12 protein-coding genes are annotated in these 14,519 nt (G+C 62.7%); 8 read left to right on the top strand and 4 right to left on the bottom strand.

The window, feature by feature from the left end:
- Window positions 1-14: 14 nt before the first annotated feature.
- Window positions 15-2,423, bottom strand: a complete 2,409-nt coding sequence (gene ftsK, locus PCA10_RS12465) for a DNA translocase FtsK (protein ID WP_081663936.1) — start codon at window positions 2,421-2,423, stop codon at window positions 15-17.
- A 264-nt stretch (window positions 2,424-2,687) separates the two neighbouring features.
- Between ftsK and trxB the strand changes: the two genes are divergently transcribed.
- The 4 genes from trxB to infA all read left to right on the top strand — a co-directional run bounded on the left by trxB (window position 2,688) and on the right by infA (window position 5,438).
- Window positions 2,688-3,638 (top strand): thioredoxin-disulfide reductase, encoded by a 951-nt coding sequence (gene trxB / locus PCA10_RS12460; RefSeq protein WP_016492444.1) that lies wholly within the window; start codon window positions 2,688-2,690, stop codon window positions 3,636-3,638.
- 39 nt (window positions 3,639-3,677) lie between these two features.
- Window positions 3,678-4,358, top strand: a complete 681-nt coding sequence (gene aat, locus PCA10_RS12455; RefSeq protein WP_016492443.1) for a leucyl/phenylalanyl-tRNA--protein transferase — start codon at window positions 3,678-3,680, stop codon at window positions 4,356-4,358.
- A 54-nt stretch (window positions 4,359-4,412) separates the two neighbouring features.
- A complete protein-coding gene (locus PCA10_RS12450; RefSeq protein ID WP_016492442.1) occupies window positions 4,413-5,120 on the top strand; it encodes an arginyltransferase in 708 nt (235 codons plus the stop codon).
- Window positions 5,121-5,219: 99 nt separating this feature from the next.
- Window positions 5,220-5,438, top strand: a complete 219-nt coding sequence (gene infA / locus PCA10_RS12445; protein ID WP_016492441.1) for a translation initiation factor IF-1 — start codon at window positions 5,220-5,222, stop codon at window positions 5,436-5,438.
- 53 nt (window positions 5,439-5,491) lie between these two features.
- On the opposite strand, the gene clpA is transcribed toward infA, so the two are convergent.
- On the bottom strand, window positions 5,492-7,762 hold the full coding sequence (clpA, locus tag PCA10_RS12440) for an ATP-dependent Clp protease ATP-binding subunit ClpA (protein ID WP_016492440.1): 2,271 nt from the start codon (window positions 7,760-7,762) through the stop codon (window positions 5,492-5,494).
- A gap of 28 nt (window positions 7,763-7,790) precedes the next feature.
- The gene (gene clpS / locus PCA10_RS12435; RefSeq protein ID WP_016492439.1) at window positions 7,791-8,153 is read right to left on the bottom strand and encodes an ATP-dependent Clp protease adapter ClpS; all 363 of its coding nucleotides are present in this window, start codon (window positions 8,151-8,153) and stop codon (window positions 7,791-7,793) included.
- A 230-nt stretch (window positions 8,154-8,383) separates the two neighbouring features.
- Here clpS and cspD point away from each other — a divergent pair, with 230 nt between their 5' ends.
- The gene (gene cspD / locus PCA10_RS12430) at window positions 8,384-8,647 is read left to right on the top strand and encodes a cold shock domain-containing protein CspD (protein WP_016492438.1); all 264 of its coding nucleotides are present in this window, start codon (window positions 8,384-8,386) and stop codon (window positions 8,645-8,647) included.
- 68 nt (window positions 8,648-8,715) lie between these two features.
- On the opposite strand, the gene icd is transcribed toward cspD, so the two are convergent.
- The gene (gene icd, locus PCA10_RS12425; protein ID WP_016492437.1) at window positions 8,716-9,972 is read right to left on the bottom strand and encodes an NADP-dependent isocitrate dehydrogenase; all 1,257 of its coding nucleotides are present in this window, start codon (window positions 9,970-9,972) and stop codon (window positions 8,716-8,718) included.
- Window positions 9,973-10,329: 357 nt separating this feature from the next.
- Here icd and PCA10_RS12420 point away from each other — a divergent pair, with 357 nt between their 5' ends.
- The 3 genes from PCA10_RS12420 to PCA10_RS12410 all read left to right on the top strand — a co-directional run bounded on the left by PCA10_RS12420 (window position 10,330) and on the right by PCA10_RS12410 (window position 14,410).
- Entirely contained in the window at window positions 10,330-12,555 is a 2,226-nt protein-coding gene (locus PCA10_RS12420; protein ID WP_016492436.1) for an NADP-dependent isocitrate dehydrogenase, read from the top strand.
- A gap of 150 nt (window positions 12,556-12,705) precedes the next feature.
- On the top strand, window positions 12,706-13,908 hold the full coding sequence (locus PCA10_RS12415; protein WP_016491200.1) for an ISL3 family transposase: 1,203 nt from the start codon (window positions 12,706-12,708) through the stop codon (window positions 13,906-13,908).
- A gap of 58 nt (window positions 13,909-13,966) precedes the next feature.
- Window positions 13,967-14,410, top strand: a complete 444-nt coding sequence (locus tag PCA10_RS12410; RefSeq protein WP_016492435.1) for an NUDIX hydrolase — start codon at window positions 13,967-13,969, stop codon at window positions 14,408-14,410.
- The last annotated feature ends 109 nt before the right edge of the window (window positions 14,411-14,519 follow it).

Here is a 14,519-nt window from a genome sequence, read left to right as displayed (position 1 = left end):
GAGTCCGTTTCGGATCAGTCACGTATCGGTGCCGGCGCGATCACCTCGCGCGACCCGTTGCCATTCATCGCGCTCACCACCCCGGCCATTTCCATCGCCTCGATCATGCGCGCGGCGCGGTTGTAGCCAATCTTGAGCTTGCGCTGCACCGCGGAAATCGAAGCGCGGCGACTTTCGGTGACGAAACGCACGGCCTCGTCGTAGAGCGGATCGTCCTCACTGCCCTCGCTGCCACCTTCGCCACCCTCGAAGCTGCCACCGCCGCCGCCACCTTCGTCGGCGCCAGCGAGGATGTCTTCGATGTAGTCCGGTGCGCCACGCAGTTTCCAGGCTTCCACCACGCGGTGTACTTCGTCGTCGGAGACGAAGGCGCCATGGACGCGAATCGGCAGCCCGGTGCCGGGCGGCAGGTAGAGCATGTCACCGTGGCCGAGCAGTTGTTCGGCGCCACCCTGGTCGAGGATGGTGCGCGAGTCGATCTTGCTGGAGACCTGGAAGGCCATGCGGGTCGGGATGTTGGCCTTGATCAGGCCGGTGATCACGTCCACCGAGGGGCGCTGGGTGGCGAGGATCAGGTGGATACCGGCGGCCCGGGCCTTCTGGGCGATACGGGCGATCAGCTCTTCGACCTTCTTGCCGACGATCATCATCATGTCGGCGAATTCGTCTACCACCACCACTATGGTGGGCAGGGTTTTGAGCAGCGGCGCCTCGTCTTCCATGCTCTCGCGACGATAGAGCGGATCGGTCAGCGGCGTACCGGCTTCCTCGGCATCCTTCACCTTGCGGTTGAAGCCCGCCAGGTTACGCACGCCCATCGCGGCCATCAGCTTGTAGCGGCGCTCCATCTCGGCAACGCTCCAACGCAGGGCGTTGGCCGCTTCCTTCATGTCGGTGACCACCGGGCACAGCAGGTGCGGAATGCCTTCGTAGATGGACAGCTCGAGCATCTTCGGGTCGATCATGATCATCCGCGCCTGCTCCGGCGTGGACTTGAACAGGATCGACAGGATCATGGCGTTCACCCCCACCGACTTACCGGAACCGGTGGTACCGGCCACGAGCAAGTGAGGCATCTTGGCGAGGTCGGTGATGATCGGCTTGCCGCCGATATCGTGACCAAGAGCCAGGGTGACCGGCGACTTGGCCTCGTCATACTCGTTTGATGACAGCACCTCGGAGAACCGCACCATCTGGCGGTCTTCGTTGGGAATCTCGATACCCACGGTAGTCTTGCCGGGGATCACCTCCACCACGCGCACGCTGATCACCGCCAGGGAGCGGGCCAGGTCCTTCGCCAGGTTGGAGATACGGCTGACCTTCACGCCGGCGGCCGGCTGGATTTCGAAACGGGTGATCACCGGGCCCGGATGGACCGATTCCACCAGGACTTCGACGCCGAATTCCTTGAGCTTGATCTCCAGCAGGCGCGACATCGCCTCCAGGGATTCCGGGGAGAAGCTTTTCTGCTTCTTCTCGGCCACATCGAGAATAGAGATGGGCGGCAATGTGCCTTCCACCGCGGTGTCGACGAACAACGGCGCCTGCTTTTCCTTCTGCACACGCTTGCTCGGCTCCGCCGGCTTGGGCGGTGGCGGCGGCGTGATCACCGGTGCCGGGCGCTTCTCGCGCTCGGTCATGTGCTTGGTCAGGGCCTCTTCACGCTCGATCAGGCGCTCTTTCACCTTGGCCTGCTCGCGACGATCGGACACCACGGGAACCGCGACCTCGTTCACCCGCACATCCACCTCGCGCAGCTTGGCCACCAGTTGCTTACGCTCCAGGCGCGCGCTCCACCAGCGGTTTACCGCGCTCTGAATGAGCTCGAAGAGGTCGAGTGTGATCTTGCCGGTCAGGTCCATGACCTTGAACCAGGACAGGTCGGTGAACACGGTCAGGCCGAAGAGGAACAGCGCGAAGAACAGCAGCGTGCTGCCCTGCACGTTGAGGGCGTTGACCGCCAGATGGCTGAGGCTCTCGCCAAGGGCGCCGCCGGCCGAGGCAGGCAGACCGGAGTTGTCCTGGAAGTGGATGTCGGCCAGCGCGGCGCCGGACAGCACCAGGAACACCAGGCCGATCAGGCGCCAGGAGAACAGCCAGCCGCTCCAGTCGATGGGTTCGTGGCGATGGCGGAAGACCTGCAGGGTCTTGATCGCCAGCAGCAACGGGAAGACGTAGGCGAAGTAACCCAGGGCCATGAAGAGGATATCGGCGAACCAGGCACCCAGGCGGCCGGCAGCGTTCTGCACCTGCTCGACGTTACTGGTGTGGGTCCAGCCCGGATCGGAGGAATCGTAGGTCAGCAGCGCCATCCACAGGTAGAGGCAGACGGCGCCCAGCGCGATCAACGCACCTTCCTTGAGGCGATAATGCAATTGCTGGCGCCAGACGGGTGTCTGGGCTCTGGTCGTGGAATTCTTCAAAACGCGTCTTTTCCTGCGCCCGTGGCGCGCTCAAGAGTCGGTCGAGGGTGAAATACCGCCAGGCAGTGTGCCATCACGGGCCCACCCATTCTGAACGATGCCCATTGTACGGATTTGCCCGCGCGACGCCATGCGGCAACGGATTGTCGCTCTGGCGTTTTGGCGACGTCTCGCGCTTCGGTGTAGCATAGCCGCCAACAATTTGCGTGATGCTCAATTGGAGCATGCATTCTCTTTTGTGACAAAGACTTATGGAGCCTTTTTATGAGCGAAGTCAAGCATTCCCGATTGATCGTCCTGGGCTCCGGCCCGGCGGGCTACACCGCTGCCGTCTATGCAGCGCGTGCAAACCTCAAGCCGGTGGTCATCACCGGTATCCAGCCCGGCGGCCAACTGACCATCACCACTGAAGTGGACAACTGGCCCGGCGACGTCGAAGGCCTGACCGGCCCGGCCCTGATGGAGCGCATGCAGAAGCACGCCGAGCGCTTCGACACCGAGATTGTCTACGACCACATCCACACCGCCGAGTTGCAGCAGCGCCCCTTCATCCTCAAGGGCGACAGCGGCACCTACAGCTGCGACGCGCTGATCCTCGCCACTGGCGCCTCCGCCCAATACCTGGGCCTGCCGTCTGAAGAGGCCTTCGCCGGCAAAGGTGTATCCGCCTGCGCCACCTGCGATGGCTTCTTCTACCGCAACCAGGTTGTCTGCGTGATCGGCGGCGGCAACACCGCCGTGGAAGAAGCGCTCTACCTGTCCAACATCGCCAAGGAAGTGCACCTGATCCACCGCCGCGACAAGCTGCGCTCGGAGAAGATCCTCCAGGACAAGCTGTTCGAGAAGGCCGCCAACGGCAACGTCCGCCTGCACTGGAACCACACCCTGGACGAAGTCCTGGGCGACAACACCGGCGTGACCGGCGTGCGCCTGAAGGACACCACCAACGGCAGCACCAAGGAACTGTCGCTGGCCGGCGTCTTCATCGCCATCGGCCACAAGCCCAACACCGACCTGTTCAAAGGCCAGCTGGAAATGCGTGACGGCTACCTGATCGTCCAGGGCGGCCTCGACGGCAACGCCACCGCAACCAGCATTCCGGGCGTCTTCGCCGCCGGCGACGTGGCCGACCACGTATACCGCCAGGCGATCACCTCCGCCGGCTCGGGCTGCATGGCTGCACTCGATGCCGAGAAATTCCTCGACGACAACTGAGATCAGGGGCGGGCCCACGGGCCCGCCCTCCCCTCCCCCATGCTGACCTGGCTGCAACGCGACTCCCTCGACTTCCCGCCGCTCGGACGCGCCCTGCGCGAACCCAACGGCCTGCTCGCCGCTGGCGGCGACCTTTCGCCGGAACGGCTGGTCCAGGCCTATCGCCACGGCTGCTTCCCCTGGTACCAGGAAGGCCAGCCCATCCTCTGGTGGTCCCCCGACCCGCGCACCGTGCTGCCACCCCAGGAGATCCACATCTCCCGCAGCCTGGCCAAGCTGATGCGGCAGAATCGCTTCCGCGTGACCTTCGACCAGGCCTTCCAGGCCGTCATCGAAGGCTGCTCAGGCCCGCGCAGCTACACCGATGGCACCTGGATCACCGCCACCATGCAAGCCGCCTACATCGAGCTGCATCGCCGCGGCATCGCCCACTCGGTGGAAGTCTGGATGGATGACGAGCTGGCTGGCGGCCTGTATGGACTGGCCATGGGCAAGCTGTTCTTCGGCGAATCCATGTTCAGCCGCACCGACAATGCATCGAAAGTCGGCTTCGCCACCCTGGTGCAGCACCTTAACCAATGGGGTTTCGTGCTGATCGACTGCCAGATGCCCACCCAGCACCTGCAAAGCTTCGGCGCCCGCAGCATCAGCCGGGAGAAATTCGCCCGCTACCTGCAGCTCTACCTCGACCAGCCGAACAGCGCTGACTGGATCGCCTAGGCGAGCCTCGCAGGCTGACATACACTTGCAGAAGGGTTTTCCCGGGGGTTGACCATGACCGAGCTGGCTCGTCTCAAGTTTTACGCCACTCAGCCGCATCCATGCAGCTACCTGCCCGAGGAACAGGCCACTACGCTGTTCCTCGACCCCAGCCAGCCCATGGACGTGGAAGTCTATGCCGAACTATCGGAGATGGGCTTTCGCCGCAGCGGCGACCATCTCTACCGACCGCACTGCCAGCGCTGCAATGCCTGCGTCCCGGCGCGCATCCCCGCCGACCAGTTCATCCCCAACCGCCAGCAGAAGCGCATCCTCAAGCGCAACGCCGACCTCAGCGTGGCAGCCGTGCGCCCGACCTTCACCGAGGAGTACTACGCGCTGTACGTCCGCTACATCGAGCAGCGCCATGCCGACGGCGACATGTACCCGCCGAGCCGCGACCAGTTCTCCACCTTCCTGGTGCGCGACCTGCCCTTTTCGCGCTTCTACGAGATCCGCCTGGGCGGGGAGCTCAAGGCCGTAGCGGTGACGGACGTACTTCCCAACGGACTTTCCGCTGTCTACACCTTCTACGACCCAGCCGAAGAACGCCGCAGCCTGGGCCGCTTCGCCATCCTCTGGCAGATCGGCGAAGCCGCGCGGCTTGGCCTGCAAGCCGTCTATCTGGGGTACTGGATCAAGAACTGCAGGAAGATGAATTACAAGACCCAGTACCGCCCCATCGAACTGTTCGTCAACCAGCGATGGGTGACGCTCAGCTGAAGCCCTTGGCGAGCACCCCTGTTTTCGGGCACAATGCACGCCGTTTTTGCCCGCCGCATTTGCGGCTGGCCCATCTCTGAATACCGAGGGCTTTACTGCATGTCGAAAGAAGACAGCTTCGAAATGGAAGGCACTGTCATCGACACCCTGCCCAACACCATGTTCCGTGTGGAGTTGGAAAATGGGCACGTCGTCACCGCGCACATTTCCGGCAAGATGCGCAAGAACTACATCCGCATCCTTACCGGCGACAAGGTTCGCGTCGAGTTGACGCCGTACGATCTGAGCAAGGGCCGCATCACCTACCGCGCCCGCTGATCGGATGGTCATGAAAAAGCCCGGCAAGTGCCGGGCTTTTTTGTGGGCGGCCGTCAGGCCATTTCCGCGGTCGTCTCGAACTCGAAGCTGAGCTCCTCGTCCTTGATGTCGACGTGGACCACACCACCGTTCTCGGCCAGTTCGCCAAACAGGATCTCTTCCGCAAGGGGTCGCTTGATCTTGTCCTGGATCAGGCGGGCCATGGGACGAGCCCCCATCTGCGCGTCGTAGCCGCGCTCGGCCAACCAGCCGCGCGCCTCGTCGCTGACCACCAGCTGCACCCGCTTGTCTTCCAGCTGCGCCTGCAACTCGGTCAGGAACTTGTCCACGACGTTCTTGATCACTTCGTGGCTCAGGCGGCCGAACTGGATGATGGTGTCCAGGCGGTTGCGGAATTCCGGCGTGAAGCTCTTGCGGATGACTTCCATGGCGTCCGAGGAGTGATCCTGCAGGGTGAAGCCGATGGAAGCCCGAGCCGCCGTTTCAGCGCCGGCGTTGGTGGTCATGATCACGATCACATTGCGGAAGTCCGCCTTGCGGCCGTTGTTGTCGGTCAGGGTGCCGTGGTCCATCACCTGCAGCAGCAGGTTGAAGACTTCCGGGTGGGCCTTCTCGATCTCGTCCAGGAGCAGCACGCAGTGCGGCATCTTGGTGATGGCCTCGGTCAACAGGCCGCCCTGATCGAAACCGACATAGCCCGGAGGCGCACCGATCAGGCGCGAAACGGTATGCCGCTCCATGTACTCGGACATGTCGAAGCGGATCAGCTCGATACCCATCGCCTTGGCCAGCTGGCGCGCCACTTCGGTCTTGCCGACGCCCGTGGGGCCGGCGAAGAGGAAGGAGCCCACCGGCTTGTCCGGCGACTTGAGGCCGGCACGGGACAGCTTGATCGCAGTCGACAGCGAATCGATGGCGGCGTCCTGACCGAACACCGTCAGCTTCAGGTCGCGCTCCAGGTTACGCAGCAGCTCCTTGTCGGAACTGGTGACGTGCTTTGGCGGAATCCGCGCGATCTTGGCGACGATGTCCTCGACCTGGGCCACCTCGATGCGCTTGGCGCGCTTCTCTTCCGGCTGCAGCCGCTGGTAGGCGCCCGCCTCGTCGATCACGTCGATGGCCTTGTCCGGCATGTGGCGGTCGTTGATATAGCGCGCCGCCAGCTCGGCCGCGGCACGCAGCGCCTCATCGCTGTACTCGATGTGGTGATGCTGCTCGAAGCGCGCCTTGAGCCCCCGGAGGATGCCCACGGTGTCTTCCACCGAAGGTTCTGTGACATCGACCTTCTGGAAGCGCCGGGCCAGGGCCCGATCCTTCTCGAAGATGCCACGGAATTCCTGGAAGGTGGTCGAGCCGATGCAACGGATCTCGCCCGAGGAAAGCAGCGGCTTGAGCAGGTTGGACGCATCCATCACCCCGCCCGATGCCGCACCGGCACCGATGATGGTGTGGATCTCGTCGATGAACAGGATGGCGTGCGGACGCTTGCGCAACTCGTTGAGCAACGCCTTGAAGCGCTTCTCGAAATCGCCGCGGTACTTGGTTCCCGCCAGCAGCGCGCCAAGGTCCAGGGAGTAGACGACGCTGTCGGCCAGCAGGTCGGGGACCTGGTTGTCGACGATGCGCTTGGCCAGGCCTTCGGCGATGGCGGTCTTGCCGACACCGGCCTCGCCCACCAGCAGCGGGTTGTTCTTGCGGCGACGCGCCAGGATCTGCGCGACGCGCTCCACCTCGTTTTCGCGACCGACCAGAGGGTCGATACGCCCCATGCGCGCCAGCTCGTTCAGATTGCTGGCGTAGGCGTCCAGCGGATGACCGGAGGCGGCAGCCTCGCCACCCTCCTCGTCCTGCATCTCCTGCTCGTGATCATGCTGCTCGCCATGGCCCGGCACCTTGGAAATACCGTGGGCGATGTAATTCACCACGTCGATGCGCGCCACGCTCTGCTGCTTGAGCAGGAACACGGCCTGGCTCTCCTGCTCGCTGAAGATGGCAACCAGCACGTTGGCGCCGGTCACTTCACGCTTGCCGGAGCTTTGCACATGGAACACCGCTCGCTGCAGGACGCGCTGGAAACCGAGCGTGGGCTGGGTTTCACGGTCTTCGTCGTGTTGTGGGATCAGCGGCGTGGTGGAGTCGATGAACTCCTGCAGGTCGTGCCGCAGCTTGTCCATGTTCGCGCCACAGGCGCGCAGCACGGTGGCGGCGGCTTCGTTGTCCAACAGGGCGAGCAACAAGTGCTCTACCGTCATGAATTCGTGACGCTTGGCGCGGGCCTCCTTGAAGGCAAGATTGAGGGTGACTTCGAGCTCGCGGTTCAACATGGCTTCACCTCATACCCAAGCGGCGGAGTTAACCGTCCTTCTCGATCTCACAGAGCAGCGGATGCTGGCTCTCTTTTGCATATTGATTGACCTGCATGGCCTTGGTTTCAGCGATATCGCGAGTGAACACGCCGCAAACCGCCCGGCCTTCCGTATGCACGGTCAGCATGATCTTGGTGGCCAGTTCCCGGTTCATACCGAAGAACACTTCGAGCACCTCGACCACGAAATCCATAGGGGTGTAGTCATCGTTAAACATCACCACCTTATACATAGGTGGCGCCTGCAAGGCCGGCTTGGCCTCCTGCACCGCCAGGCCCGTGGAGTCGTCCTCATGATGCTGCGGACCATCCTGATTGAATGTTAGTCGAATCTGGCTGCTTGCATGCATGCTGGAATTAAAGGTCATGAATGATTGAAAAACGGCCTGTGGAAAGACTTTGATCCGCTTCTCAGGCAATACCGGGATCGCCTTGACTAACGGAAAAACAGTGTTACAACCAGTGGATACCCGTCTACGGGTATCAGGGGTTCCGCGCGCGCGGCCAAGGTGGCCATCAAGGCGTGGAGTCGAAGTGGATGATACTCCAGTGATGGAGTCCTTTGCAGAGGGATATCAGCATGCTTAGCGGTAAGGTCAAGTGGTTCAACAACGCCAAAGGCTATGGATTCATTCTTGCCGATGGCCGAGATGAGGACCTGTTCGCCCACTATTCGGCCATCCAGATGGACGGCTACAAGACGCTAAAGGCTGGACAGCCGGTAAGCTTCGATATCATCCAGGGCCCGAAAGGCCTGCACGCCGTGAACATTCGACCGGTCACGGCCACCACCGAAGCACCTGCCGCAATCAGCCATCCCCAGGGCAGCACGGTAGAAGTTTAAGCCCGCAATATTTGGGCATAAAAAAGGCCGGTCTAATGACCGGCCTTTTTGTTTTCCGCCTTCAAATCTTACATATGGGCAATGAGGGCGTCGCCGAACTCGGAGCAGGACAACAGTTTGGCACCGTCCATCAGTCGCTCGAAGTCGTAAGTCACGGTTTTAGCGGCAATGGCGCCATTGGTGCCCTTGATGATCAGGTCGGCCGCTTCGGTCCAGCCCATATGGCGCAACATCATCTCGGCGGAGAGGATGACCGAACCCGGGTTCACCTTGTCCTGGCCGGCATACTTCGGCGCAGTGCCGTGGGTCGCCTCGAACATGGCAATGGTGTCGGACAGGTTGGCCCCCGGCGCGATACCGATACCACCCACTTCCGCCGCCAGGGCATCGGAGAGGTAGTCACCGTTGAGATTGAGGGTGGCGATCACGTCGTACTCGGCCGGGCGCAGCAGGATCTGCTGCAGCATGGCGTCGGCAATGGCGTCCTTCACGACGATATTCTTGCCGGTATTCGGGTTCTTGAACTGCATCCACGGGCCGCCATCCAGCAACTCGGCGCCGAACTCGTCACGCGCAACTTCGTAGCCCCACTCCTTGAAGGCACCTTCGGTGAACTTCATGATGTTGCCTTTGTGCACGATGGTCACGGAGCTGCGATCGTTGTCCACGGCGTATTGCAGGGCCTTGCGCACCAGTCGCTTGGTGCCTTCGAGGGATACCGGCTTGATGCCGATACCGCAGTTCTCGGTGAAGCGGATCTTCTTGACGCCCATTTCCTCGGTGAGGAACTTGATGACCTTCTCAGCCTCGGGGCTGCCGGCTTTCCACTCCACACCGGCGTAGATGTCCTCGGAGTTCTCGCGGAAGATCACCATGTCGACGTCACCGGGCTTCTTCACCGGGCTCGGCACACCCTCGAACCAGCGTACCGGGCGCTGGCAAACGTAGAGGTCGAGCTCCTGGCGCAGGGCCACGTTGAGGGAACGGATACCGCCACCCACCGGGGTGGTCAGCGGACCCTTGATGGAAACGACGTAGTCGCGGACGGCTTCCAGGGTTTCCTTCGGCAGCCAGGTGTCCTGGTCGTAGACCTGGGTGGCTTTCTCGCCGGCGTAGACTTCCATCCACGAAATCTTGCGCTCGTTGCCATAGGCCTTGGCGACGGCGGCATCCACGACCTTGATCATGACAGGACTGATGTCGACACCAATGCCGTCACCCTCGATGAAGGGAATGATCGGATTGTTCGGTACGTTCAGGGTCATATCTGCATTGACGGTGATTTTGTCACCGGCTGCGGGCACCTGGATCTTTTGGTATCCCATGCTGAGCTCCATGTTGTGGTTGAGAACGCTCTTGCAGCTCGTGAGCCTACTCCAGTTGGGCGGTCATCGACCATATCTTCCTTAGTCGAAATACCCCTCTGATTCAGCCTCCCGAAAAGGAGTGATATACTGCGCGCCGTGACTTGACAGTCATCGGGGTCGAGCAGTCTGGGACCAGACTCACTGTCCTCGCAGCGGCCGGGCCATCACCATGGCGCGGGCGCACAACGCTCTACTGGCGCTCCATTACCCCCGCGGCATTTCTCGGCATAGCTCAACGTCGACATTGAGCGAACGCGCCTACAAGTGCGCTTCGAGACTCTGTGCGCGCCCAGAATAGAAGAGAGTTAAACGTTAATGTCCAACCGTCCGAAGATCACCTATACCTTCACCGACGAAGCCCCTGCGCTCGCCACCTACTCCCTCCTCCCCATCGTCAAGGCCTTCGCCGCTTCGGCAGGCATAGACGTTGAAACCCGCGACATCTCTCTCGCGGGACGCATCCTGGCCTCTTTCGCCGATAAGCTTGCCGCAGACAAGCGCATCGAAGACGACCTGGCCTACCTGGCAGTCCTGGCCACCTCGCCCGACGCCAACATTGTCAAACTGCCGAACATCAGCGCCTCCGTGCCGCAGCTCAAGGGCGCCATCGCCGAGCTGCAGGCCCAGGGCTACAGCGTCCCGGACTTCCCGGAAGACCCGCAGACCGACGAAGAGAAAGACACCCGCGCCCGCTACGCCAAGATCCTCGGCAGCGCCGTGAACCCGGTCCTGCGCGAAGGCAACTCCGACCGCCGCGCCCCCGCCGCCGTCAAGGCCTACGCCCGCAAGAACCCGCACTCCATGGGCAAGTGGAGCATGGCCTCCCGCTCCCACGCCGACTACATGCGCGGCGGCGACTTCTTCTCCAGCGAGCAGTCCATCACCATGGCCAAGGCCGGTGACGTACGCATCGAATTCGTCGGCAAGGACGGCAAGGTCGACGTCAAGAAGACCCTGAAGCTGGAGGACGGCGAAGTCCTCGACAGCATGTTCATGAGCTGCAACAAGCTGCGCGCCTTCTTCGAGAAGACCCTGCAGGACTGCAAGGAAACCGGCGTCATGTGGTCCCTGCACGTCAAGGCGACCATGATGAAGGTCTCCCACCCGATCGTCTTCGGCCACGCGGTCAGCGTCTACTACAAGGACGTGTTCGACAAATACGGCGAGCTGTTCAAGGAACTGGGCGTCAACCCGAACAACGGCATCAGCAGCGTCTACGACAAGATCAAGGTGCTGCCGGCTTCCCAGCAGGAAGAGATCCTCCACGACATCCACGAGGTGTACAGCCACCGCCCGGAAATGGCGATGGTCGACTCCGTGAAGGGCATCACCAACCTGCACATCCCGAGCGACGTGATCGTCGACGCCTCCATGCCGGCGATGATCCGCAACTCCGGCCAGATGTGGGGCAAGGATGGCAAGCAGAAGGACACCAAGGCGGTGATGCCGGAGAGCACCTATGCCCGCATCTACCAGGAGATGATCAACTTCTGCAAGACCAACGGCGCCTTCGATCCGACCACCATGGGCACCGTGCCAAACGTCGGCCTGATGGCGCAGAAAGCCGAGGAATACGGTTCCCACGACAAGACCTTCGAGATGACCGCCGACGGCACCATGCGCGTCGTGGCCGCCGATGGCACCGTGCTGATGCAGCACGAAGTGGAAGCCGGTGACATCTGGCGCGCCTGCCAGACCAAGGACGCCCCGATCCGTGACTGGGTCAAGCTGGCCGTGACCCGCGCCCGCCTGTCCGATACCCCGGCCATCTTCTGGCTGGACCCGGAGCGCGCCCACGACCGCGAACTGCGCAAGAAGGTCGAACTGTACCTCAAGGACCACGACCTGAGCGGCCTGGACATCAGCATCGCCGGCTACAACGAAGCCATCCGCACCAGCATGGAACGCCAGCTGCGCGGCCAGGACACCATCTCGGTGACCGGCAACGTACTGCGCGACTACCTGACCGACCTGTTCCCGATCATGGAACTGGGCACCTCGGCCAAGATGCTGTCCATCGTTCCGCTGATGGCGGGCGGCGGCATGTACGAGACCGGCGCCGGCGGTTCGGCGCCCAAGCACGTGCAGCAGCTGGTGGAAGAGAACTACCTGCGCTGGGATTCCCTCGGCGAGTTCCTGGCCCTGGCCGTGTCCCTGGAAGAAACCGGTATCAAGACCGGCAACGCCAAGGCCAAGCTGCTGGGCAAGACCCTCGACGCAGCCACCGGCAAGCTGCTGGACAACAACAAGTCGCCGTCGCGCAAGGTCGGTGAAATCGACAACCGCGGCAGCCACTTCTACCTGTCCCTGTACTGGGCCCAGGCCCTGGCCGCCCAGGACGAAGACGCCGAACTGAAGGCCTACTTCGCGCCCCTGGCCAAGACCCTGACCGAGCAGGAAGCGACCATCGTCGCCGAACTGAACGGCGCCCAGGGCAAGGCCGTGGACATCGGCGGCTACTACCGTTCGAACCCCGAGCTGACCAGCCAGGTGATGCGCCCCAGCGCCACCTTCAACGCTGCGATCGACGGCCGCGCCTAAACACCACGCGCTGTAAAAGGAAACCCCGGGCCAGTGCCCGGGGTTTCTTTTGGTTCTTCGCGGATTCAGGGGGAAGAGCGAGTTGACAGTCAGGGAAGTGGGTAGATTGGCAGTCGCCAAACGAACCAACCCCCACTCCCTGCTGCCGCCGTGAATCCTATTGATCTTGCCCAGTTCTGGCCAGGCTACGAGGTCGTCGCCTGTCGCCAAGCCACTCACGACACCCTGCTGATTGAGCTCGAACCTCAAGCCGGCTCCCTCCCCAAATGTGGCCGCTGTCACCAAGACTGCCCGCTGATCCACGAGCGGCGAATCCGCCAGGTGCGTGACCGTGACCTGCTGGATCAGCGCGTGCTGCTCCAACTGCCGGTGCGTCGCGTCGATTGCCTGGATTGTGGGCGGGTGACCGAGCGGATCGACTGGCTGGAGCCGGCGTCACGCCTGACTCAGCGTTTGCGCGTCTGGCTCGAGGGTTTGCTGCAATTGCTGCCGATCAGTCACGTCAGCCGCCTCACTGGCCTGCATTGGCACACGCTCAAGACGCTCGACAAGCGCCGCCTGGACGCCTCGGTTGGCGCGTTTGAGCCAGGCGAGGTGCGTCGGCTGGTGATGGACGAGTTTGCCCTGCACAAGGGGCATCGTTACGCCACGGTGATCATGGATGCCGAGCGCACGCGGGTGCTGTGGGTCGGGCATGGCAACAGCCGTGAGGCGATCCGTCCGTTCTTCGAATTGCTCGGCGAGCACTGCCGGCAGATCGAGGCGGTGGCCATGGACATGAACACCGCCTTCGACCTCGAGGTGAAACGGCATTGCCCGCAGGCCGAGGTGGTGTACGACCTGTTCCACGTGGTGGCGCGCTACGGCCGGGACGTGATCGACCGGATCCGGGTCGACCAGGCCAACCTCCTGCGCCAGGACAAACCGGCGCGCAAGGTGGTCAAGCAAAGCCGCTGGCTGTTGCTGCGCAATCGCGAAAACCTCAAGGGCGGACAGGCCGTGCAGTTGCAGGAATTGCTCGCGGCCAACCAGCCACTGGCCACGGCCTACGTGCTCAAGGACGCATTAAAGGAAATCTGGTACGCCCCCAGTGTGCAGGACGGCTGGCGGCGCTGGCGAACCTGGCTGCGGCACGCCCGGGACAGCGGCTTGGCGCCGCTCCAACGCTTTGCCAGGAACCTCAAGCGTTACGCGCGCGGCATCCTCGCCAGCGCCCGTTTCCCCTTGCACACCAGCCAGCTGGAAGGGGTGAACAACCGCATCAAAGTGATCAAGCGCATGGCCTATGGCTTCCGCGACTCGGCCTACTTCTTCCTGAAAATCAAGGCCGCCTTCCCCGGGAAAGCGCGATGAACCTTTCTTTTTGGCGCCGCTGGCGCCATACCATTGCAAATTCTTTCAGGAGCCCCCGATGAGCCGGCAACCCCACATCACCGTCGCAACCATTGTCGAAGACCAGGGACGCTTCCTGCTGGTGGAGGAACTGGCCGAGGGTCGCCCGGTGTACAACCAGCCCGCCGGCCACCTGGAAGCCGACGAAACCCTGCTCGAGGCCGCCCTGCGCGAAACCTTCGAAGAAACCGGCTGGGAAGTCGAACTGACCGCCGTGACCGGCATCTACCTCTACACCGCCCCCAGCAACGGCGTCACCTACCAGCGCGTCTGCTTCGCCGCCAAGCCCCTGCGCCACCACCCCGACCAGCCCCTGGACGACGGCATCATCGGCCCGCGCTGGTTGACCCGTGACGAACTGCTGGCCGAGAAGGACCGCTGGCGCAGCCACCTGGTATTGCGCTGCATCGACGACTACCTGGCGGGCGAGCGCTTCCCCCTGAGCCTGATCCGCGCTTCCTGACCACACACCCTGCAGGAGCGAGCTCTGCTCGCGAAGCCTTGTCGTCCGCCCATCGCGAGCAGGGCTCGCTCCTACGAAAGGCAGGCCTACACATCTGATCCTGAACCGG

It is taken from the genome of Pseudomonas resinovorans NBRC 106553, assembly GCF_000412695.1.
GTDB classification, from domain to species: Bacteria; Pseudomonadota; Gammaproteobacteria; order Pseudomonadales; family Pseudomonadaceae; genus Metapseudomonas; species Metapseudomonas resinovorans_A.
The sequence above is the reverse complement of the archived record's forward strand: the minus strand, read 5'-3'. Positions and strand labels throughout refer to the sequence as shown.